General features: G+C 50.2%; 23 protein-coding genes and 2 tRNA genes. 17 read left to right on the top strand and 8 right to left on the bottom strand.

Translation table 11 applies throughout. From position 1 onward, the window contains the following. Positions 1-108 precede the first annotated feature (108 nt). Positions 109-852 carry a phosphoribosylglycinamide formyltransferase gene (gene purN / locus CPA45_RS14840; RefSeq protein ID WP_096652762.1) on the bottom strand — a complete coding sequence of 248 codons (744 nt, stop codon included), beginning with the start codon at positions 850-852 and terminating at the stop codon, positions 109-111. Continuing rightward, complete coding sequence (gene purM, locus CPA45_RS14835; protein WP_096652760.1) at positions 849-1,946, bottom strand: phosphoribosylformylglycinamidine cyclo-ligase; 1,098 nt, start codon at positions 1,944-1,946, stop codon at positions 849-851. Before purM ends, purN begins: the two co-directional genes overlap by 4 nt. 222 nt (positions 1,947-2,168) lie before the next feature. Here purM and CPA45_RS14830 point away from each other — a divergent pair, with 222 nt between their 5' ends. Next, positions 2,169-3,338 carry an AI-2E family transporter gene (locus tag CPA45_RS14830; RefSeq protein ID WP_096652758.1) on the top strand — a complete coding sequence of 390 codons (1,170 nt, stop codon included), beginning with the start codon at positions 2,169-2,171 and terminating at the stop codon, positions 3,336-3,338. Next, a complete protein-coding gene (gene hda / locus CPA45_RS14825) occupies positions 3,335-4,039 on the top strand; it encodes a DnaA regulatory inactivator Hda (protein WP_096652756.1) in 705 nt (234 codons plus the stop codon). Before CPA45_RS14830 ends, hda begins: the two co-directional genes overlap by 4 nt. 93 nt (positions 4,040-4,132) lie before the next feature. On the opposite strand, the gene CPA45_RS14820 is transcribed toward hda, so the two are convergent. Then, positions 4,133-4,507: a phasin family protein gene (locus tag CPA45_RS14820; RefSeq protein WP_096652754.1), complete on the bottom strand. Its 375-nt coding sequence runs from the start codon at positions 4,505-4,507 to the stop codon at positions 4,133-4,135. A 419-nt stretch (positions 4,508-4,926) separates the two neighbouring features. Here CPA45_RS14820 and CPA45_RS14815 point away from each other — a divergent pair, with 419 nt between their 5' ends. The 3 genes from CPA45_RS14815 (at position 4,927) to CPA45_RS14805 (ending at position 6,696) form a co-directional block, all read left to right on the top strand. Next, the gene (locus CPA45_RS14815; RefSeq protein ID WP_096652752.1) at positions 4,927-6,303 is read left to right on the top strand and encodes a class II fumarate hydratase; all 1,377 of its coding nucleotides are present in this window, start codon (positions 4,927-4,929) and stop codon (positions 6,301-6,303) included. 162 nt (positions 6,304-6,465) lie between these two features. After that, a tRNA-Val gene (locus tag CPA45_RS14810) sits at positions 6,466-6,542 on the top strand. 77 nt (positions 6,543-6,619) lie between these two features. After that, positions 6,620-6,696: transfer RNA gene (locus tag CPA45_RS14805), tRNA-Val, on the top strand. Between the two features lie 78 nt (positions 6,697-6,774). Here CPA45_RS14805 and CPA45_RS14800 read toward each other — a convergent pair. From CPA45_RS14800 to CPA45_RS14785, 4 genes are all read right to left on the bottom strand, one after another. Further along, the gene (locus CPA45_RS14800; RefSeq protein WP_096652750.1) at positions 6,775-7,254 is read right to left on the bottom strand and encodes a GAF domain-containing protein; all 480 of its coding nucleotides are present in this window, start codon (positions 7,252-7,254) and stop codon (positions 6,775-6,777) included. Between the two features lie 80 nt (positions 7,255-7,334). Next, complete coding sequence (locus CPA45_RS14795) at positions 7,335-8,126, bottom strand: MetQ/NlpA family ABC transporter substrate-binding protein (protein ID WP_096652748.1); 792 nt, start codon at positions 8,124-8,126, stop codon at positions 7,335-7,337. Between the two features lie 103 nt (positions 8,127-8,229). Beyond that, the gene (locus CPA45_RS14790; RefSeq protein ID WP_078087747.1) at positions 8,230-8,883 is read right to left on the bottom strand and encodes a methionine ABC transporter permease; all 654 of its coding nucleotides are present in this window, start codon (positions 8,881-8,883) and stop codon (positions 8,230-8,232) included. Continuing rightward, complete coding sequence (locus CPA45_RS14785; protein ID WP_096652746.1) at positions 8,864-9,907, bottom strand: methionine ABC transporter ATP-binding protein; 1,044 nt, start codon at positions 9,905-9,907, stop codon at positions 8,864-8,866. The genes CPA45_RS14790 and CPA45_RS14785 overlap by 20 nt, the downstream gene beginning before the upstream one ends. Before the next feature lie 478 nt (positions 9,908-10,385). Between CPA45_RS14785 and CPA45_RS14780 the strand changes: the two genes are divergently transcribed. The 10 genes from CPA45_RS14780 (at position 10,386) to moaE (ending at position 18,195) form a co-directional block, all read left to right on the top strand. Beyond that, the gene (locus CPA45_RS14780; RefSeq protein WP_096652744.1) at positions 10,386-11,012 is read left to right on the top strand and encodes a riboflavin synthase subunit alpha; all 627 of its coding nucleotides are present in this window, start codon (positions 10,386-10,388) and stop codon (positions 11,010-11,012) included. Positions 11,013-11,208: 196 nt separating this feature from the next. Next, on the top strand, positions 11,209-12,507 hold the full coding sequence (locus CPA45_RS14775) for an NCS2 family permease (protein WP_096652742.1): 1,299 nt from the start codon (positions 11,209-11,211) through the stop codon (positions 12,505-12,507). 33 nt (positions 12,508-12,540) lie between these two features. Then, complete coding sequence (locus CPA45_RS14770) at positions 12,541-13,086, top strand: adenine phosphoribosyltransferase (protein ID WP_096652740.1); 546 nt, start codon at positions 12,541-12,543, stop codon at positions 13,084-13,086. A gap of 8 nt (positions 13,087-13,094) precedes the next feature. Continuing rightward, on the top strand, positions 13,095-13,574 hold the full coding sequence (gpt, locus tag CPA45_RS14765) for a xanthine phosphoribosyltransferase (protein WP_096652738.1): 480 nt from the start codon (positions 13,095-13,097) through the stop codon (positions 13,572-13,574). Positions 13,575-13,583: 9 nt separating this feature from the next. Next, positions 13,584-14,267: a uracil-DNA glycosylase gene (gene ung, locus CPA45_RS14760; protein ID WP_096652736.1), complete on the top strand. Its 684-nt coding sequence runs from the start codon at positions 13,584-13,586 to the stop codon at positions 14,265-14,267. 97 nt (positions 14,268-14,364) lie between these two features. After that, positions 14,365-14,994, top strand: a complete 630-nt coding sequence (upp, locus tag CPA45_RS14755) for a uracil phosphoribosyltransferase (protein ID WP_078087740.1) — start codon at positions 14,365-14,367, stop codon at positions 14,992-14,994. A 93-nt stretch (positions 14,995-15,087) separates the two neighbouring features. Next, entirely contained in the window at positions 15,088-16,308 is a 1,221-nt protein-coding gene (locus tag CPA45_RS14750; RefSeq protein ID WP_096652734.1) for a uracil-xanthine permease family protein, read from the top strand. A gap of 39 nt (positions 16,309-16,347) precedes the next feature. Next, a complete protein-coding gene (mobB, locus tag CPA45_RS14745) occupies positions 16,348-16,899 on the top strand; it encodes a molybdopterin-guanine dinucleotide biosynthesis protein B (protein WP_096652732.1) in 552 nt (183 codons plus the stop codon). Between the two features lie 14 nt (positions 16,900-16,913). Then, complete coding sequence (moaC, locus tag CPA45_RS14740) at positions 16,914-17,708, top strand: cyclic pyranopterin monophosphate synthase MoaC (RefSeq protein WP_096652730.1); 795 nt, start codon at positions 16,914-16,916, stop codon at positions 17,706-17,708. Between the two features lie 4 nt (positions 17,709-17,712). After that, positions 17,713-18,195, top strand: a complete 483-nt coding sequence (gene moaE / locus CPA45_RS14735; RefSeq protein ID WP_096652728.1) for a molybdopterin synthase catalytic subunit MoaE — start codon at positions 17,713-17,715, stop codon at positions 18,193-18,195. Here moaE and CPA45_RS14730 read toward each other — a convergent pair. Continuing rightward, positions 18,192-19,793, bottom strand: a complete 1,602-nt coding sequence (locus CPA45_RS14730) for a ribonuclease J (RefSeq protein ID WP_096652726.1) — start codon at positions 19,791-19,793, stop codon at positions 18,192-18,194. The two genes, moaE and CPA45_RS14730, sit on opposite strands and share 4 nt — an antisense overlap. Before the next feature lie 312 nt (positions 19,794-20,105). On the opposite strand from CPA45_RS14730, the gene purU reads away from it, so the two are divergent. Both purU and CPA45_RS14720 read left to right on the top strand, forming a co-directional pair. After that, positions 20,106-20,960: a formyltetrahydrofolate deformylase gene (purU, locus tag CPA45_RS14725; RefSeq protein ID WP_096652724.1), complete on the top strand. Its 855-nt coding sequence runs from the start codon at positions 20,106-20,108 to the stop codon at positions 20,958-20,960. 18 nt (positions 20,961-20,978) lie between these two features. Continuing rightward, complete coding sequence (locus CPA45_RS14720) at positions 20,979-21,650, top strand: energy-coupling factor ABC transporter permease (protein WP_096652722.1); 672 nt, start codon at positions 20,979-20,981, stop codon at positions 21,648-21,650. Positions 21,651-21,656: the final 6 nt, after the last annotated feature.

The raw sequence follows: 21,656 nt of genomic DNA, 5'->3' as shown, positions 1-21,656 counted from the left end.
GCTGCCCCTGAACCATAAACGCCTTACTGCTCCGGTGTTACTCGGCGTAGTAAGGCGCTTGTTAGGACTAAAAGCGGTTTAGTTAGGGGCTGTTTAGTTAGGGACTGTTTAGTTAGGGGCTACGTCTTCATCAAGCTCTTCTGCAGCATCAGCATGGGATAGGCGCATACCGTAGGGCGGCAGCAGGTGGCCGTCCATCGTTGCTCCTTCTGTGCTGTACTTCAGGCGGCCTTGTAAAAACCACTGTACGGCGATAGGAAAGATAAGATGCTCGCGAGCGTGTACCTTATCTTTTAGTGTCTCGACCGTGTCATCGTCTGCAACGTTTAGTTCTGCCTGTAATACCACTGGACCACCGTCCAGCTCTTCAGTCACAAAGTGTACGCTGCAACCATGGGATGAAGCTCCATCGGCCAGTGCCCGCGCATGGGTATTAAGCCCTTGATAAGCTGGCAGCAGCGATGGGTGAATATTAAGCATTTTGCCCAGGAAGCGCTGCACAAAACGTGGCGTTAATATACGCATAAAACCAGCAAGCACAATGACGTCCGGCTCATGGCGTTCAATCACCTTGATGAGGGCACCATCGTAAGCATCTCGGCTCTCGTATTCCCTGTGTGGTAATACAACCGCTTCAATGCCTGCTTCGTGGGCACGCTTTAAGCCATAGGCACTTGGTTCATTTGAAATGACGGCTACAATTTCCCCACCCAAGCGATCGTGCTGCTGTGCATCTATCAATGCTTGCAGGTTGCTGCCGCTTCCAGAAATCAATACCACGACACGCCGTGCGCCTATGGGCTCGGGCGTCATATCGTTTAACGTGTCGCTGTTGTAATCGGTACTGCTCATGCGGGGCGATTCTCCAGACCGTGCTCATCGCTATGCATATTCTTAAGTACGACGGCTTCGTCCTGGCGCTTGATGATCGTGCCGATTTGATAGACGGTTTCGCCTTGCTCTGTAAGGTGAGCCATGGCGCTTTCTGCCTGTTCTGCCGACACTACAACTACCATGCCAATACCGCAGTTAAGTACTCGGTGCATTTCGGTCTCATTGACATTGCCTTTAGCCTGCAGCCAGTTAAATACTTCTGGGCGTTGCCAAGTGGTTAGGTCAATATCTGCCGCCAAAGTGTCAGGCAGTACCCGGGGAATGTTTTCTAGCAGGCCGCCGCCCGTAATGTGCGACAGGGCATGCACTGAAATGTCGGTGCCACGCATCATCGATAAAAGGGATTTTACATAGATGCGAGTGGGGGCCATTAGGGCATCGCCCAAAGCTTGGCCACCGACCGTTTCGTCTAGTGAGGCATTACTCACGTCTAAAATTTTGCGGATCAGCGAGTATCCATTAGAGTGCGGGCCTGAGGAGGCTAGCCCTAATAAGACATTACCTTCGGCAACTTTGCTGCCGTCAAGGATTTCGGCTTTTTCGACGACGCCAACGCAAAAGCCTGCTAGATCGTAATCGTTGCCTTCGTACATGCCAGGCATTTCGGCTGTTTCGCCACCTACCAATGCGCAGCCAGCCAGCTCACAGCCTGTGCCGATGCCTGTAACAACATCAGCAGCGATATCTATGTCCAGCTTACCCGTGGCATAGTAGTCAAGGAAAAGCAGTGGTTCGGCGCCAGCAACAATCAAATCATTGACACACATTGCCACTAAATCGATACCGATGGTGTCATGTTTGCCAAGGTCCATGGCAAGACGCAGTTTAGTGCCCACGCCATCGGTGCCAGACACGAGTACCGGTTGCTTATAGCCAGCAGGCAGCTCACATAGCGCGCCAAAGCCGCCAAGCCCACCCATTACTTCAGGGCGTGTGGTGCGTTTAGCAACGTGTTTAATGCGGTCAACCAGCGCGTTACCGGCATCAATATCGACACCTGCGTCTTTATAGCTGAGTGATGGGGTAGCCTGAGAAGGGGATGTCTCGGTCATGACAGGTCCTGTGAAGCCTATAGCAGTGCGGTAGTGCTGGCGAATTGGCCAGTGCTGGGGCAATAACGAGACAGATTGTATCACTCAGTGGCGTAAGTCGCATCGATGTGTCGTGTTATCAGATGCGAGAAGCGTTACTTTTGTTACTATTCATTGGGTAGTATCGCAAATCATGCGGTGCGCTAGGCCGCTAACCATCTATCCAGGAGGGAGAAATTCAGAATGCGAAATTCGTGGTGGGGCGTTTTGCTATTAGCGGTGTTAGTGGGGCTAGTGTATTTGCTGGATGCGATGCTGATGCCATTTATCGCTGGAATGATTATTGCCTATTTGGGTGATCCAATAGCCAACAGGTTACAGCGCTGGGGTATGAATCGGCCGTTTGCGGTTTCTAGCGTATTCCTAATCATCTTGCTGGTATTGGCGGTTAGTATGCTGATTTTAGTTCCGTTAATAGTCCAGCAAATAAAACAATTAGGTGAAGCGGCACCTAGCGTTTTTGATTGGGTTGAAAATATATTGGCCCCTCAAGTGCAGGAGTGGACGGGTTACGATCTACGTGCTGAACTTGATAACGCCCAGGAGACACTTGCTGAGCATTGGCGTGATGCGGGGGGCTATTTGGCGCAAGCGTTAGGCCAAATTGGCCGTTCAGGCATGGCGTTTGCCACTTGGATAACCTACGTCGCATTGATACCCGTGGTAGCTTTTTATCTGCTGCTGGACTGGAACCGCCTACTGGCCAGTATTGCTGACCTGATTCCTCGTCAGTGGCTGGATGATGTTGTCCGTTTGGCTAAACGATGTGATGACGTTTTGTCAGCTTTTTTACGTGGCCAATTGATGGTGATGCTGTGTTTAGGCATCATTTATGCGCTAGGCTTAACCCTAATGGGACTTAATTTCGGTTTGCTTATCGGTGTTGTATCGGGCCTCGTTAGTATTGTGCCGTTCCTGGGGTTTATTGTTGGGTTGGGGGTTGCCCTCATTGTTGCTCTGTTTCAGTTTGATTCGTGGTTACCACTGCTAGGTGTGGTGGTGGTATTCAGTTTTGGGCAAATTGTTGAAAGTGCTGTGCTTCAACCCAAACTGTTAGGTGACAAAATTGGTCTACATCCTGTAGCGGTCATTTTCGCTGTATTAGCGGGGGGTAATCTTTTTGGTTTTACTGGCGTATTATTAGCTCTTCCTGCGGCATCTGTGATCATGGTGTTGCTCAAAGAAGTTAAGGAACGCTATAAAGAGAGTGTGCTTTACGATGCAGAGCAGTGCACTGCATCGCCGGGCTTGGAACAAGGCCCATTAGAGCAAGGTACTTCAGAAAAACGATCATTAGTACGCCCAATTGGCCATGATGGGCTTGGTCCTTACGATGATAGGGAGTCTTCATGAGCCGAATGCCAGCGCAACTACCGCTTGGCGTGGGGTTGCGAGACGATGCAACGTTTAATAATTACTATGTGTCGAGCGCTAATGCGTCTCTGGTTGAGTATTTTACTCGTCAGTTGGAGCCTAATGCTGAACCGTTTTTATACTTATGGGGCGCGCCAGGCAGCGGCCGTAGCCATCTTTTGCAAGCAGCTTGTAACGCCGCTTCAGATGCGGATAAGCGGGCGCTTTATTTGCCGTTAGCTGATCTTGGCCACTTCCCCCCTTTAATGCTTGAAGAGATTGAACGGCTGGATATTGTGGCTATTGATGACTTGGAGTATGTCGTGGGGCGAAAACGATGGGAGGAGGCGCTATTCCATGCGTTTAATCGGCTTCGGGATGCAGGTAAAGCATTGGTGATTGCCTCCAGCTCTCCGCCTAGGCAACTAGATGTGGTGTTGCCCGATTTAGCGTCCCGTCTAACCTGGGGAGTGACCTTTCATCTTCACCCGCTAGACGATGCTGAGCGCCTAGGCGCTTTAAAGCTGAGGGCTAAAGTGCGAGGCATGCAATTACCCGATGACGTGGGGCGTTATATATTGCATCGCGGTCCCAGAGATTTGAACGAGTTATGCCGTGCACTGGAAACGCTAGATCAGGCTTCTCTCTCCGCAAAGCGTAAGCTGACTATCCCTTTTGTTAAATCAGCACTTAATTGGTAAACACCCCCGCCAGCAAGCTGGCAGGGGTGTTTTTTCTCAAGCATTATCTAGATCGTTAACGCAGAGTCTTTGCCGAAAGCAGGGGGGCTTAATTTAAGCGGTTTTGCTCATTTTGCTGGCAGCAGCTTGGGCCTGCTTTACATTTTCTTCGGTAAGCTTTTGGCTTTTTTGTAAAAAGTCTTGCTGTAAAGAAACGACTTTATCCGCGTCGCCTTTAACGCGCTCAGCCAAGTCTTTGGCAACTTTCTGCTGACCTTCCATATAACTGCGAAGACCCTCAGCATCTTTTACGCTTAACAGCTGACGCATTTGAGCAATGCCTGTATCAACATAGGCTTTGTTGGCATCTAATTGTGCATTCAGCAGCTTTTCTGAATAATCAATGCTTAGCGCTGTATATGCACGAACAGGTGCCATAAAAAAGTTATCAAACTGCTGGTTCATTTCATTGGTGTTGAAAGTACGCATAATAAACACTCCTGTGCCGTTGCTCACGAATTGGTCATGCTAATGCTGGTGTGCTTTAGGCAGTGCCAACTTGTGTTGGTGGTTCAGCAGCGGTCTCATGCAAAGCGTTCACCGCAGCTGATGTTGATGATCATGCGTTGCAGCATAACAGGTGGTTTTGTGCAGTGCAACATTTGGCTCATCTTACATTAGGTGAGTGCCGTACTAATTGAATACGGTACTAACCACATACCGTCTTAAGTGAATGTTGTATTAGCTTTTTCTCAATTTCGTATTTACCTAACCGAGATGGTCGACTAGGTTAAAGCTACGACATATCAGAGCGACGACAGATTAAAACTGCGGCGGTTTAAAGCGACGAACAGCGTAGGCGAGTGTTTGGCTATCAATTTGCTATTTGCCCTAAAAGGAGAGTGCTTATGAATATGCGCAAAGAGCGTGACAGTATGGGGGAATTAGAGGTTCCGGCTAACGCTCTTTATGGCGCTCAGACCCAGCGCGCCATAAATAATTTCCCAGTTTCTGGCACGCCTCTGCCTGCTGCTTTTATCCATGCGGTTGCACGTATAAAGCTAGCTGCCGCGAGGGTTAATCATCAGTTGGGCCTGCTAGATGAAAAGCGAGCAGGTGCGATAGAAAAAGCAGCGCAGTCAGTGATTGATGGCCAGCACGATGAGCACTTTCCTGTGGATGTTTATCAAACCGGCTCTGGCACTTCCACTAATATGAATGTGAATGAGGTGCTGGCTACCCTAGCTAGCCGTGAAGGTGTCGAGGTAACCCCTAATGATCATGTCAATATGGGGCAGTCAAGTAATGATGTAATCCCTACGGCGATTCACCTTGCTGCTGCTATTGCATTGGATGGCTCGCTGCGCCCAGCCTTGCTTAGGTTACGTGCTGCGATCGATCAGCGGGCGAAAGAACTAGCCCATGTAGTAAAGACTGGCCGCACCCATTTGATGGATGCTATGCCGCTGCGTATGGATCAGGAGCTGGGTGCATGGTCCAGTCAGGTAAATCAAGCCATTGAGCGATTTGATAGTGCAATGGGGCGGTTATGTCGGCTAGCGCAAGGAGGTACAGCAGTTGGTACGGGGATTAATGCCCCTGAAGAGTTTGCCGAGAAAATGGCAAGCGAACTTAGTCAGCAAACGGGTTTAACCTTTGTTCCCAATGATAGCTTTTTTGCCAGCCTTGCTTCGCAAGATGCTGCCGTGGAGTTGTCGGGCCAACTTAAAGGGTTAGCCTGCGTTATTATGAAAATTGCTAATGACTTACGCTGGATGAACTCGGGACCCCTGGCTGGGCTGGGTGAAATTGAGCTGGAAGCGCTGCAGCCGGGGAGCTCCATTATGCCTGGAAAAGTAAACCCGGTTATTCCTGAGTCGGCGGCTCAGGCTGCGGCCCAAGTAATAGGACTTGATGCCGCTATTACGGTGGCAGGTCAAAGTGGTAATTTTCAGCTCAATGTTATGCTGCCGCTAGTGGCATCAAATCTGCTTACGTCGATTACTTTAATGAGTAATACGGCTACTTTGCTCGCCGAGCGCGCGATTGCGACCTTTAAGGTGCGCGAGGAAAATCTGTTGGGGCCCTTGGCGCGTAACCCTATTTTGGTCACTGCGCTTAATAGTGTTATCGGCTATAACGCTGCTGCCGCTATTGCTAAGAAAGCTTATCAGGCTGGCAGGCCAGTTATTGATGTGGCGGAAGAGGAGACGGAGCTAGATCGAGCTACACTTGAGCGCCTGCTTGACCCAGCCGTACTTACCAAGGGTGGTGTGCCACAGTAGCTACTTTATAAGCGCTTACAGCGCAGAGCTAAATGACTCAAACCGCTGTATTCTCTTTTTAAGGCATGATGTGGCGTTGCTAGTAGAGAGACGACATTGCTGGGAGTGGAAATTGCTTGCAATTCAGCCACAAAGCCGTAGAATACGCATCCGTTGCACAGCAGGACCATAGCTCAGTTGGTTAGAGCGCCACGTTGACATCGTGGAGGTCGGCGGTTCAAATCCGCCTGGTCCTACCAATTATGTGTAACCATTAGGCTGTATTTAAAAGTTTCATATGAGAGTTTGTGTGTGAAACTGCATGTAAAAATGCTTTAGGACCATAGCTCAGTTGGTTAGAGCGCCACGTTGACATCGTGGAGGTCGGCGGTTCAAATCCGCCTGGTCCTACCAAGAATATGATAAAACGCCCCATGCACTGCATGGGGCGTTTTTTTGTATGCAAAAAAAGCTTGTACAAAAAAACCTGTACTAGCCGTTCTGGAGGGGGTAGGGGAGATCTGTGTGGCGAATAAAGGTGGCGACCAGGGCTTCAATGCCGGCTTGGTCTTCTTGGCTGAAGCGTGCGTATTGAGGGCTGTCTAGATCGAGAACCCCCCATAGCGTGTTACCTACCATAATCGGAATAACCAATTCGGAGAGTGATGCAGCATCGCAAGCAATATGGTCAGCGATAGCGTGGACATCATCAATGCGTTGGGTAGCTTGCTGGCGTGCGGCAGCGCCGCATACTCCTTTGCTAAAAGGAATAGGGTGACAAGCTGGTTTGCCCTGAAAGGGGCCGAGGCTAAGCATGTCGGGCTGGCGCTGAAGGTAAAAGCCTACCCAATTGAGTTTATCAATGGCGTGATAAATGAACGCGCAGGTTTGGGCGCTATTGGTGAGCCAGTCGCGAGTATCCAGCAGCGACTCTAGCTGGCGGTTGAGCAGTGAGTAGTCCACATTAGCCATTTTAGTTCCTAATTATAAAACACATCAGGCCAGCCCTAAGGCTGGCCTGATGCTAGTTAAGTGCAAGTGCCGTATTGTGATTACTCAACCCAGCCAGGAACTGCGGCGCCTTTAAACAGTTCTTCGGCTTTCTCGATAACTTCATCGCGCTGGTAAGCATCCACTAGTTGGCGGATATCTTCGCGATCCTCATCGCCTCCACGTACGGCAATCAAGTTAACGTAGGGAGATTCCGGGCCTTCTTTAATTAGTGCGTCATCCAAGCGAAGGCCGGCTGGTTGGGCAAAGGTATTATTAATGAAGGCAAGGTCGACATCAGGCAAAACACGGGGCAATTGTGCTGCTTCAATTTCGCGGAAGCGGAAATTGCGCGGGTTTTCTGCAATATCAATGGGTGTTGCTTCCAGGTTGCTTGGATCGTTTAGCGTGATCAGCCCCTTGTTGTGCATAAGAATTAGCGCACGTCCTTCGTTAGAAGGATCATTGGGCAATGCGATTTGCGCGCCATTCGGCAGGTCGTCGATATTGTCGTACTTCTCGGAATAAGCGCCAATGGGGTAAACGAACGTGTAGCCTGCAATGGCGAGGTCGTAACCACGATCATTGACCATTGCCTGCAGGTATGGCTCGTGCTGATAGGCATTGGCATCAAGGCTACCATCGGCTAATGCAGCATTGGGGGTGACATAATCGGTGAACTCAATAATCTCGACGTTCAGGCCGAACTCTTCTTTAGCAATTCGTGCCGCTACTTCCATTACTTCTGTTTCTGGGCCTGCGACGGTGCCCATTTTGATGGTGCGTGTCTCAGCGTTGGCAACATTAATAGCTAAGGCAAGTGCTGTGAGGCTGCCGATAATCACTTTTTTCATAGCATTTCTCCGAAAGCGTTGTGCAAAGTTGAGTCAATAATGAGGTAATAAAAAACAAATGTCTAATGCGTTTTGGTTATATTTGAGTGGTGGCTATGCATGATTATTTGCGGTCGCTTTTGCGCACCAAGTAATCACCTAGACTTTGGAAACCTTGTACCATCACGACCAGAATAATGACGGTGATAAGCATGATGGTGGGGTTAAAGCGGTTATAGCCATAGCGAATACCAAGGTCGCCGAGGCCGCCGCCGCCAACGGCACCTGCCATAGCGGAATAGCTAACGAGGGTCACAAGGGTGATCGTTAAACCTGTGATAATACCGCCTCTTGCTTCAGGGATAAGCACCTTGCAAATAATTTGCCAAGGTGTTGCTCCCATAGATTGCGCTGACTCTATCAGTCCAGGAGATATCTCGTTAAGCGCCCCTTCTATTAATCGCGCAACAAAAGGAATCGCTGCAATGGTTAGCGGAACCGAGGCAGCGTTGATACCAATAGAGGTGCCCACTAGCATGCGGGTGAATGGAATGATCGCGACCATCAGTATGATAAAGGGGATGGAGCGCCCAATGTTGGTAATAATGCCTAGTACTTGATTGAGTACCGGCATGGCTAGAATTTGCCGTGGGCGTGTGGCGTAGAGCATGACCCCGAGTGGTAAACCGATCAGCGTTGAGATTACTCCTGAGATGGCCACCATATAGAGCGTATCCAGCGTGGCCTGTAAAATAAGGTTAAACATTGCGCTGGACATGACCGAGTACCTCTACCTGTAATTGGTGTGCTTCCAAATAAGCCATAGCTTCCTGGGTTTGAGCGGGAGTGCCTAACAGTTCGGCGATCATTAGGCCGAGAGTGCGGTCTTGGATAGATTCGACTTTAGCTTGCAAAATGCTCACATCAACACTGCACTCACGAGCAAGGCGCGAGATAAGAGGTGTAGACACTGCATCTCCTGAGAAGGTTAGCCGTACCACAGGATGTGTGTGCTCGCCAGGTGCGTCGCTTAGGCGCTCTATTAGCTCTTTTGGTGGGCTGAGTTGCAAGAAGTCATTAAGAAACTCTCGGCCCAGTTGAGTGATGGGCGCAGTGAAGAAGTCGCCGACTTCAGCATCTTCAACTAATTTGCCATCTGAAATTAAGCTAACCCGGTGGCAAATAGACTTCACTACCTCCATTTCATGGGTAATCAGCAAAATGGTAATACCCAACTGCTGATTAATACTTCTTAGCAGTTCGAGAATAGAGCCTGTCGTTTGTGGGTCGAGGGCAGAAGTGGCTTCATCACACAACAATACGTTGGGTTTGCTTGCTAAGGCGCGCGCAATAGCAACACGCTGTTTTTGCCCTCCAGAAAGTTGGGCCGGGTACTGCTGAGCTTTATCTGCTAGGCCAACCATCTCTAGTAGTGGTAAAACACGCTCTTTGATAGCGCCGCGTTTCTGCCCCATGAGTTCCAGCGGCAGCGCAACGTTGTCAAACACTGTGCGTGTCGTCAGCAAATTAAAGTGCTGAAAAATCATACCAATGCGATGGCGTGCCTGATTTAATTCAGAGCGTTTCAATAGGGTCATTTCCTGACCGTCCACCGTAACGCTGCCGCTTGTCGGGCGCTCTAAAAGATTGACGCAGCGAATTAGCGTCGACTTTCCTGCGCCGGATAGGCCAATGACACCGTGAATAGTGCCTTTAGGTATTGTTAAATTAACTTCTTTTAAAGCAAAAACGGCGTTTTTACCGCTGCCATAGGTTTTACTGACGTTGCTAAGTTCAATCATAGCGTCTGCCTTCGATTGTAGGCCGAAGATGGAAGAGTGCGAGGAGGCAGGCGCAGGGTGAGGAATAAAAAAAGGCCACCCTTTCGGGTGGCCATCAACGCTGGACACACCCTTTTAGCTGCACTTCACCACGCCAAAGGCTTGGTGGACGCCCGCAATCTGGGTACAAATCGGCGTCATTACATTTGCGGCGAAAGTCTAAAGATGGGGAGTGGTTTTGTCAATCAGAACCATTCGATTTCATGTTTATAGGGCTTTAAATGGAAATTTAATCTATTTTAGGCTCTTTTTTCAGTGTTGTGCTCTGTTTATGGTCGGCCGAGCGTTGGCTGGCAGCAAAAAAGCATTTAACGCGGTGGGTCATAAGCATGTTGTTGAAGCTGGTGCCTGCACAAAATAGGCGCATTAGTAGTAAGCTTGCGCAAATTTTCATGGGTAAATGAACCTAATTATTAGCGTCTCAATAAGGAGTGGCGATATGTTTACTGGCATTGTGCAGGGTACTGCAGAAGTGGTCGAAGTGCGTGAGCTTGAGCAGTTCCGTACCCATGTAGTGGCTCTCTCTGCTGAGCTTCGTGAAGGGTTGGCGATTGGTGCATCGGTTGCACATAACGGTGTTTGCTTAACAGTGACAGCAATCGACGGTGAGAACGTTAGCTTTGATCTAATGCGCGAAACGCTAAGGTTGACTAATCTTGGTGCAATATTGCCTGGTCAGTGCGTCAACATAGAGCGTGCCGCACGATTTGGTGATGAGATTGGGGGGCACTCGATGTCTGGCCATATCATCTGCATGGCGAAAGTGGTGGCTATTGAGGAAGCGCCCAACAATCGACGCTTATGGTTTTCGTTACCTGAAAAGGCCAGCCGATTTGTATTTGAGAAAGGGTACATCGGAGTAGATGGAATTAGCTTGACCGTTGGTGATGTACGACCAGAGGCAAACGGGGCTGGGCTTGAGTTCAGCGTTAATTTAATTCCTGAGACACTGTCTCGTACCATGTTAAGAGAGCGGTTACTTGGTGATCTGGTCAATATTGAAATTGATCCACAAACTCAGGTGATTGTAGAAACCGTGGAGCGTGTGTTGGCAAGCCGTCAATAAGCATTAATTTATCGTCAGCTTGACCGATCGGTTAGTTTATGGCCTGAAGTTTGCTAGCCATTACGTGGCGGGTAATATTCTCGCTTTAGCCAGCCGCATGTTAGGTGCTCGCATCGTGTAGTGCCTTTCGGTAGTATGTGCGGCTTTTCTCGCATCAAGGGACGCATTCAGCGTTAGCGCGAAGGACAAAAACTACATGAAACTTCTGGACAACTACTTCAAGCTCTCGGAGCAGAAGACGAATGTGAAGACCGAAGTGATCGCAGGTATCACTACGTTTCTCACCATGGCGTACATCATTTTTGTTAACCCCAGTATTCTTTCAGAAGCGGGGATGGATTATGGCGCCGTCTTCGTAGCCACCTGCCTAGCTGCTGCGATTGGCTGTTTCATAATGGGACTTTGGGCTAACTACCCCATTGCTCAAGCGCCTGGAATGGGCCTTAACGCCTTTTTTACCTACGGTGTTGTGTTGGGGATGGGGTATACCTGGGAGGCGGCGTTGGGGGCCGTATTCTTCTCAGGTTTTGCATTTTTCCTGCTAAGTATTTTTAAAGTTCGTGAATGGATTATTAACTCGATTCCGCTTTCACTGCGTTTAGGGATTGCAGCAGGTATTGGCTTATTCCTAGCCATGATTGCCTTAAAAAACGCTGGCATTGTCGTAGCGAACCCGGCCACCTATGTGGCACTGGGAGACCTTTCGCAGCCTGCGCCGCTCTATGCACTGTTAGGTTTCTTTGTGATCACCGCACTGGCTTATCTTAAAGTGACCGGTGCAGTGATGATTGGCATTCTAGGTGTCACCGTACTGGCGATGGTGTTCGGGCATAACCAGTATGGCGGTATTATGTCGATGCCTCCCTCCATTGCGCCAACCTTTATGGCAATGGATCTGATGGGCGCCCTGGATGTGGCGATGCTCAGCGTCATTTTCGCTTTCTTGTTTGTCGATCTTTTTGATACGTCGGGCACTCTAGTGGGGGTCGCCCACCGTGGTAAATTGCTCGATGCAGACGGTAAGCTGCCGCGCATCGGCCGTGCCATGATGGCGGATAGTACCGCTTCTATGGCGGGGGCTGCGCTGGGTACCTCAACAACCACTAGTTACATTGAGTCAACGGCGGGTATTGCGTCCGGCGGCCGCACCGGCTTAACAGCGGTTGTGGTGGGTGTACTGTTCCTCATCAGTCTGTTTTTCGCACCGCTTGCCGGTTCTATTCCGGCTTATGCTACAGCGGGTGCGTTGCTTTATGTCGCTGTGTTGATGGCAGGTAGTCTGGCTCACGCTAACTGGGAAGACCCCACTGACGCGGCGCCAGTACTTATTGCAGCTTTAGCAATGCCACTAACTTTTTCTATTGCCGAAGGCATAGCGCTTGGTTTTATCAGCTTTGTGGCGATTAAAACGCTATCGGGTCGTTTCAAAGACTTGAATCCAGCGGTGGTTGTTTTAGCGCTGCTGTTTGCAGCGAAATTCCTATTCTTGGGTTAATACCCTGTTTTTTACTAATCAATGAGAGACGCGATGAGCATCTACGGCGATTATATTAAGTCCGTTATTCGCACGGTTCCCGACTGGCCAGAACAGGGGGTGAATTTTCGTGACATCACTCCGCTGCTGCAAAATAGCGCTGCATTTCGCAAGCTGATCGATAGCTTCGTGCACCGCTACCAGGAGATGAACTTAGATGCCATTGCGGCCATTGATGCCCGAGGGTTTATTATTGGGGCTCCATTAGCCTATGAATTGGGCTGCAGCTTTGTACCAGTGCGCAAGAAAGGTAAGCTGCCTTTCAAAACTATCAGTGAAACCTACAAGCTAGAGTATGGTCATTCGGAAGTGGAGCTTCACGCTGATGCTTTCCAGAACGGTGATCGCATCTTGCTGATGGATGACCTAATTGCTACCGGCGGCACTATGTTGGCGGCTGCTAACCTGATTCAGCGTTGCGGTGGTCACATGGTTGAGACTGCAACGATTATCGATTTGCCCGAGCTGGGCGGTTCTCAGAAAATTCGCGATGCTGGTTTTAGTGTATTCGCGGTATGTTCATTTAACGAAGACGAGTAACGCCTCCTATGAGCAGCGAACGCTATCACCAACACTTTACTGTTTCCTGGGATCAACTGCACCGTGACGTGCGACAGTTGTGCCATCAGTTGATTGAGCGCGATTTTAAAGGGATTGTGGCCATCACTCGAGGTGGGCTTATCCCCGCTGCTCTAATCGCACGCGAACTCAATGTGCGCTTGATTGATACCATTTGTATTAAAAGCTACGACCATATGGACCAAAGCGGTTTGGATATCATGAAGGGCGTTGACCATGATGGCGATGGTTGGCTGTTGGTGGATGATCTTGTTGATACTGGTAAAACAGCTCGTGCTGTGCGTGAGATGCTGCCCAAAGCACATTTTGTAACCATCTATGCTAAGCCTGAGGGTCGTCCTTTGGTCGACCAATACTTAACAGAAGTGGCTCAACATTGCTGGATCCAGTTCCCTTGGGACATGGGCGTTGCCTATGTTGAGCCGCTTGTTGATCAAATGAAAAAATGAAGAAGTTATATGGCTAACCCATTACCTAACGACTGGAGTCAATGGCTTGGGCGAGAGTTTCAAGCTGACTACATGAAAGCTTTGAAGCTTTTTTTAGCCGAGGAGAAAGCGGCAAAAAAAGTCATTTACCCGCACTCGTCTAACTGGTTTCGCGCCTTTGAGCTGACACCATTAAACGAGGTCAAAATCGTTATATTGGGACAGGATCCCTACCATGGGCCGAACCAGGCCCATGGGCTGTGTTTTTCAGTGCAACCAGGGATTCAGGTGCCGCCGTCACTGGTCAATATCTATAAAGAATTGGCCAGTGATGTTGGCTTTGTCCCTGTCCGACACGGCTTTTTAGAGTCCTGGGCGAAGCAGGGCGTTTTGCTGCTAAACACTGCCTTAACCGTTGAGCAGGGGAATGCTGCGTCGCATCGTGGCAAAGGGTGGGAACACTTTACTGACCGAGCGATTGAAACCGTTAACCTACATGCTGGCCCTTGCGTGTTTATGCTATGGGGTAGCCATGCGCGGCAGAAAAAGGCGCTAATTAACCAAGAGCGCCATCTGGTCCTTGAGTCACCTCACCCTTCACCGCTTTCGGCACATCGTGGGTTCTTTGGTAACCAGCATTTTTCCCGTGCCAATCAGTTTTTGGTTAACAGAGGGCGTTTGCCAATTGAGTGGCAATTGCCGGAAACCACTTAACCTGATGGTCAGTTACGGGTAGAATTGCGCGCAATTTTGTAAGCTTGTCGATGCGACTAAGGTCGTCATCCTGAATCCCCTGCAGTGAGGAAGTCCCATGAGTGTCTATGCCATTAACCATCCGCTTGTTCAACATAAGCTGGGACTGATGCGCGCAGCAGACCTAAGCACCAAGAGCTTTCGTGAACTAGCTGGTGAAGTGGCTAAGCTGCTGACCTATGAAGCGACGAAAGGTCTTGAGCTTGAGGATCACGAGATTCATGGCTGGAACGGCGAACCTATCGCTACTCGCCGCCTTAAGGGTAAAAAAGTTACCGTTGTACCTATTCTGCGAGCAGGGCTAGGGATGTTGGAAGGGGTGACCGACCTGATCCCCAGTGCGCGGGTAAGTGTAGTGGGTCTTTACCGGGATGAAGAGACGCTGCAACCGGTTCCTTACTTTGCCAAGTTCGCTAACGACATCGAAGAGCGTATGGCGATTGTTATTGATCCCATGTTAGCCACCGGTGGTTCAATGGTTGCCACTTTGGATATGCTGCGTGAGCGTGGCTGTGAACATATGAAAGTGATTGTACTGGTTGCCGCGCCTGAGGGTATTAAGCGAGTACAGGATGCTTATCCCGATATTGAGATCTATACCGCATCGGTGGATGAGCGGCTCGATGAAAATGGCTACATCGTGCCTGGTTTGGGAGATGCTGGCGATAAGATTTTCGGTACCCGCTAAGCGTACCATCCAACACTGCCCCTTACGCTTCTGGCGTTGGGGGCATTTTTTTGGCCCGTTACTACACATAATGAAACGATGGGAGCCTGAAAAATGAGTAACAATGAGTCGTGGCCTAAAACCATATTGACCGGGGCGCAGATGCTGTTTGTTGCCTTCGGGGCTCTGGTGCTAGTGCCTCTGCTGACGGGCTTGGACCCAAGTGTTGCACTATTTACCGCTGGAGTGGGTACGCTTGTTTTTCATGGAGTGACGAAACAGACCGTTCCCGTTTTTTTGGCGTCATCCTTTGCTTTTATTGCGCCCATTCAAGGCTCAATTGCGAGCTTTGGCGTTTCCGCCACCATGGGGGGGCTCATGGCTGCGGGCCTGGTTTATGTGGCGATTTCACAGGCTGTTCGATTGAAAGGAACCGGGTGGCTTCACCGTTTGCTGCCACCTGTCGTGGTTGGGCCTGTGATTATGGTGATTGGCTTAGCGTTGGCTCCTGTCGCTGTCAGTATGGCTACCGGTGAAACAAGCGATAATATTGGTTATGGGCAGGCCATTTTCTTATCAATGGCAAGCTTGCTGGTGACCTTGGTACTGGCGGTGTTTGGGCGTGGGATTTTGCGCCTAGTGCCTATTATGGGGGGGATTGCCACAGGCTATATCTTGGCATTGATAATGGGAGTAGTGGATTTTACTCCGGTAGATAACGCAGCTTGGCTGGCCTTACCTAGCTTTACTGCACCTAGTTTTCATTGGGCCGCCATTCTCTTTATGATTCCTGTCGCTATAGCACCAGCGGTAGAGCATATTGGTGATATGGTGGCTATTGGCTCGGTAACCCGGAAAAATTACCTTGAGAAACCAGGCTTGCATCGTACGTTGCTAGGGGATGGTCTTGCCACTACAACGGCTGCCTTATTTGGCGGGCCCCCTAACACTACCTATTCTGAGGTAACTGGCGCGGTGACGCTGACAAGAGCCTTTAATCCCCAATACATGGTGATAGCGGCCATTATTGCTATTATCCTGGCCTTTGTCGGTAAGTTAGGTGCCTTTCTCCAAACTATACCGGGCCCTGTTATGGGAGGCATTATGACACTACTGTTTGGTTCTATCGCCGTAGTGGGTATGAATACACTAGTGCGTGCTGGGCAATCACTTACCGCTGCCCGGAACTTGGTGGTGGTGTCTCTGATTTTAGTATTTGGCATTGGTGGCATGCAGTTTGGCGGTGGCCAGTTTACCCTTCAGGGCGTCAGTTTAGCGGCTCTGGTTGGTATCACGTTAAATTGGCTACTGCCCGCAGAAACAGAGGGTGAGTAGCTCTTTCTAGGGAGCTTTAATGTGACGACGGGAGCATCAGTGATAACTTCAATCGATAGCCCGTTACCTGTGTTAGGCATTGCAGCGTGGAGCGGTACGGGTAAAACCACGCTGTTGGCCAAGGTGCTGCCAGGCCTGCAAGAAGCTGGGTTAAAGGTGGGGGTTGTTAAGCATGCCCACCATAGTTTTGATGTAGATCAGCCTGGTAAAGATAGTTATAAACTTCGCCATGCTGGGGCGGCGCCAATGTTAATTGCTTCCCGCCAGCGTTTTGCGTTGATGCAAGAGACGCCAGGGCAAGCAGAGCCTAACTTAAATGATTTGTTGGCTTTGATGGCTTCTCATCAGCCTGATCTGGTTGTCGTTGAGGGGTTTAAAGCTTGGCCGATTCCCAAACTTGTGCTTTATCGGGAAGGAATTGGCGATCCATCCATTGCAAATGGTGAGTGGGTTCAGGCCGTGGCAATTAGCGGATCACCACCTGGGGTGTTAGGCACGTCTATAGAGCGTCTGGACCTTGATAATGTCGAAGCGATTACTCAGTGGATGATTAACTGGGCGAAGGCTCATCCCATGTACAGCGGCTTTTAACAAAAGGTAATGTTATGCAGTTAACCCACCTCAATACTCTCGGTGAAGCCAATATGGTGGATGTTGGTGATAAGCGGGAGACGCGTCGAGAGGCTGTTGCTTCTGGTCGTATCGTTATGCAGCCTGAAACTCTTAAGCTATTGAGTGATGGTGCGCTGCCAAAAGGGGATGTGCTGGCAACGGCGCGCATCGCCGGCATTCAAGCGGCGAAACGAACTCACGAGCTAATTCCACTTTGTCATGCGCTAGCGCTTTCGAAAGTGTCGATTGATTTTGAGGTGGATCACGCTAACAGCTGGGTAAGTGTTTCAGCTATGTGCCGCCTAAATGGCCGCACTGGCGTCGAAATGGAGGCGTTGACGGCTGTTTCAGTGACTTGTTTAACGCTTTACGATATGTGTAAAGCCGTTGATAAAGAGATGCGCATTGAAGCGATACAGCTAGAGAGTAAACGAGGGGGCGTACGAGGTGACTACCGACGTGCATCTTCTGCACCGATTGTGACCGGAGAGGGCTCCGCTGGAGAAGTAAGCATAGGCGAGCGGTGTGTTTCCCCTTGTGTGCGGGTAAAATTTTTGGCTGAGCTGCGTGAGCGAGTAGGGCAGAGTGATGTAGCCATTAATCTTGATCAGTTATCGAGCCGGGACGTCGCTGGGTTGAAAGCAGCGCTCGCTCAACGAGATACGCGCTTTAGCGTGCTTTCTGATCAGCGCACGCTGTGTGCTATTAACCAAGTAATGGCAAACGATACATCGCGAATTACCGATGAAGATGAAGTCGCTTTCTTTCCACCGGTTACAGGGGGATAGCCCTATGAAGGCATCCTTGGACATCGCAGTAGAAGTACAATCTGAGCCGTTCGCTATGGATTATGGCTATGAGGCTGCGCTCCAGCAGCGCACTGATATTGGTGCAATCGTTAGTTTTACAGGCCTAGTAAGAGATTTTAACGAAACACCTGACGTCACGGGGCTAACGCTGGAGCACTATCCTGGGATGACGGAGCGAACGCTAGTCGGGATTGGCGAGCAAGCAGCGCAGCGCTGGCCCCTTCAGGCAGTGCGGATTATTCATCGGGTAGGGTACTTAACCCCAGGGGACCCCATTGTTAGGGTGCTAGTGGCAAGCGCTCACCGCCGAGATGCATTCAATGCCTGCGATTTCATTATGGATTATCTAAAAACCCAGGCGCCGTTTTGGAAAAAAGAGCACTCCAACGAAGGCGTTTACTGGGTGAAAGAGCGCCATACCGATCAGCAAGATGCGGCACGTTGGAGTTCATCTGCAACACTTTAAGGCTTATTTTCTAGCTCTTCGGCAGACGGCATTTCGGTGGCCATTATCTGTAAATGCACATCTGGCATATGCCGACAGTGGTCGGCTAGCCATTGGATAAGCCGCGGCTGTAGTGCCATGCGCAAATCTGCCAGCGTATCTGCTTCAATATCCTCCAGCTGCATATCCAGCCACTCACTAAAACTCTCTTCATCTATGGGGCTTGTGCTGCTGGCATCCAACATTAAGCGCCCAATACGCCACCAGCCTGTTTCACTAGCGGTAACAGGGAGGGCCAGGAACAGGCTGCCTCGCCGTGTATTGGAAGCAGCCTCAGTGAGCCCAGGGTGGGGGACAATGCTGTTTTGATTAACAATGCATGGTGGTTGAGGGTAGCGCTGCTCGCGGCGTAGGCCTTGATTATCGAAAACAATCATATCGCCGTTAGTTGGCGCAATAGGGGCACTAATGCCTAATGATACAGCGAGCGCTTGGTGCGCTTCCTGATGGCGTGCTTCTCCATGAACGGGAAGTAGCGATTTGGGCCTGACCCACTGATAGAACTTCTTTAGCTCGTCTTGAGCAGGGTGGCCCGTTGCATGCAGCTCTGGGTGATTCATTTCATCAAAAAGAGTAACACCAAGCTGAGATAGGCGTTTTTTTAGTTGCTCGATAGGCCGTTCATTTCCGGGTATGGCTTTAGCAGAGAAGATCACGCTATCGCCAGGCGCTAAATCCATAAATGGGTGACGCCCTTGGGCTAAGCGCTGCAAGGCGGCGCGAGGTTCTCCTTGGCTACCGGTGGCAATGACGACCACCTCTTCAGGGGGTAAATAGCCAAGATCGTGGGGTGGCACCAGAGGTGGGAAGTTATCTAAGTAGCCAAGGCCTTTCGCGACGCTTACCATGCGCTCCATTGAGCGCCCCATGAGGCTTACTCGGCGGCCACACTGCTGTGCCGCCAACCCGATAGCCAGAACCCGGGCCAAATTACTGGCAAAGCAGGAGACCACAACACGGCCAGTGCATTTTTCTAAGGTTTTGGCCAGTGCTCTGGCTACATCACCTTCGCTACCAGAGTGACCTGGCATAGGCGCGTTAGTTGAGTCGCCCACAAGCAAGTCGATCGGCGCTAGAGCCCGGAAATTTGCCGCATTCATTGGGGGGCCAATGAGTGGCTCGGGGTCTAGCTTCCAGTCACCGCTATGAAGAATGCGATAGTCGCCTGCCATCATCATAATGGCGCAGCTTTCGGGAATGGAATGAGTCAGTAGTAAGTAGCGCAGTGTAAATGGCCCTTGCTGCAATGCATCGCCGGGTTCAATAATATGAATTGCAGCGCTGCTAAGCTGTTGCTCTGCAAATTTTAAACGCAGTAGGCCAGCGGCGAGAGGGGTTGCATAAATAGGACAGTTCCACTTAGGCCACAGCCATGCAACGGCACCGATATGGTCCTCATGACCGTGAGTAATAAAGAGTGCCTGGGGCCTGATATTGAGTGTTTCCAGTGTTTCTGTGTTAGGCACCTGTAGCGGAGCATTAGGTAAATCTTGTCGAATCATCATGCCGCAATCAACGGCGATCCATTGATCGTCGTATCCGTACAGCGTCAGATTCATTCCAATCTCACCGCACCCGCCTAACGGGAGTAGGCGTAGTGGTGGACGGCGACGGGGACGAAGTTGAACGCGTGTTGGATGCATTAGTCACGAAGAGCCTAAAAAGTAAGACCTTAACTATACGGGAAGGCGGGGGCGGCTAACAATCACCGAGGCAACTCATCCCGGTGCTTAGCGTAGGAGCTTCCGGTAGACTAGTGGGTCTGTTGTGTGGCTCTTTGCATAGATCAGTGGAGAGCGAGCGTGCCCGTTTAACACGTCAAGAGCAGCGGCTAAGTAATTTTGTTAAGCATATTTAAGAGTGACCATCTAATGTCCCATCACTATCGATTAGTTGTTTCCTGCCCAGATCAAGTGGGTATTGTGGCGCGTGTATCCAGTTTTATCGCTCAACAGGGTGGCTCAATTACTGAAGCCAGCCAGCATTCTGACCTGGAAACTGGCCGTTTTTTTATGCGCTACGAGATCTTGGCGGATTCATTGGGAATGTCTGCAGAAGCATTGCGCAGTGCCTTTGAGCCCGTTGCGGAGGCGTTTAATATGCAGTGGTCGTTAGTTGATACTCAAAAGCGCCGACGTGTTGTACTTATGGTCTCGCGAGAGTCCCACTGCTTGGTGGATCTGCTTTATCGCTGGCAAGCCGGTGAGCTGGATTGTGATATCGTAGGCGTCATTTCTAATCACGAAGATATGCGCTCACTGACTGAATGGTATGGCATCCCATATCATTACATTCCTGTTGATGCCACGAATAAACAAGCCTCGTTTGATAAGGTGCAGGCACAGATTGATGGCGCTAGGGCCGATTGCGTAGTGCTAGCACGCTATATGCAAATCTTGCCGCCTGCTCTGTGTGAACGCTATGTGGGGCGGGTGATTAATATACACCATAGCTTCTTGCCCTCTTTTGCCGGAGCAAAGCCTTATCATCAGGCTTATGAGCGTGGTGTAAAGCTGATAGGGGCGACTTGCCATTACGTTACCGAGGAGCTGGATGCCGGACCCATCATCGAGCAGGATATCCATCGTGTAAGCCACTGCCACACGCCTACTGATTTAGTGCGTTTTGGACGCGACGTTGAGAAAGCGGTACTTGCACGTGGGTTGCGTTGGCATCTTGAGGATCGTGTTTTAATACACGGCAACAAAACGGTTGTATTCAGTTAATCACTGTTAGGGGCTGCCATGTCATTCGCGCAAAGCGTTCTTACACCTTGGGCGCTGCTGCTTACTTGGCTAATATCACTTGGTGTATTGGGGTGGGTGGTGTGGTTGCGTCCTTGGCAAGTGCTGATTGATGACAGTGCGCTTCAGCATCGATGGTTGGCTGCCACATTAGCGGTCATGCTAATGTGGCAGCTACGTGCTCAGGCGGTTGATTGGCTAACCCTGCACCTTGTGTTTACTGTTTTGATGGCACTGGTGTTTAAAGTCCCGTTGGCACTGCTAAGCAACGTCATGATTAATGTTGCTATGGTGCTGATAGGGCGGAACGACTGGGTAATGTGGGGCACCAATGTAATTGTTACCGGTATTGTGCCCGCGTTTATCATAGGTTTGGTCTGGCGCCTTGTGGATCGACGGCTGCCTGATAATTTAATGGTATTTATGTTTGTCTGTGGCTTTTTTGGTGCTGCACTGGCCACTTTGGGGAGTGGGTTAGTCACCGTGCTGCTGATCGTGGTCGCAGGAACCGATCCCGAAGCTGTTTACCTTGCTCAAGAGTATGCGCGCTTTCTGCCGCTCTTGATGCCTTCTGAAGCCTTTCTAACGGGCATGCTGTTAAGTATTTTGCTGGTATACCACCCTAACTGGGTGGCCACATTCAATGACCACCGCTATATCGACTCTCAATAGAATGCT

Origin of the sequence: Vreelandella nigrificans (assembly GCF_002374315.1) — a bacterium.
Taxonomy (GTDB): Bacteria; Pseudomonadota; Gammaproteobacteria; order Pseudomonadales; family Halomonadaceae; genus Vreelandella; species Vreelandella nigrificans.
Note: the sequence above shows the minus strand (reverse complement) of the source record. Positions and strands in the feature narration are given on the sequence as shown.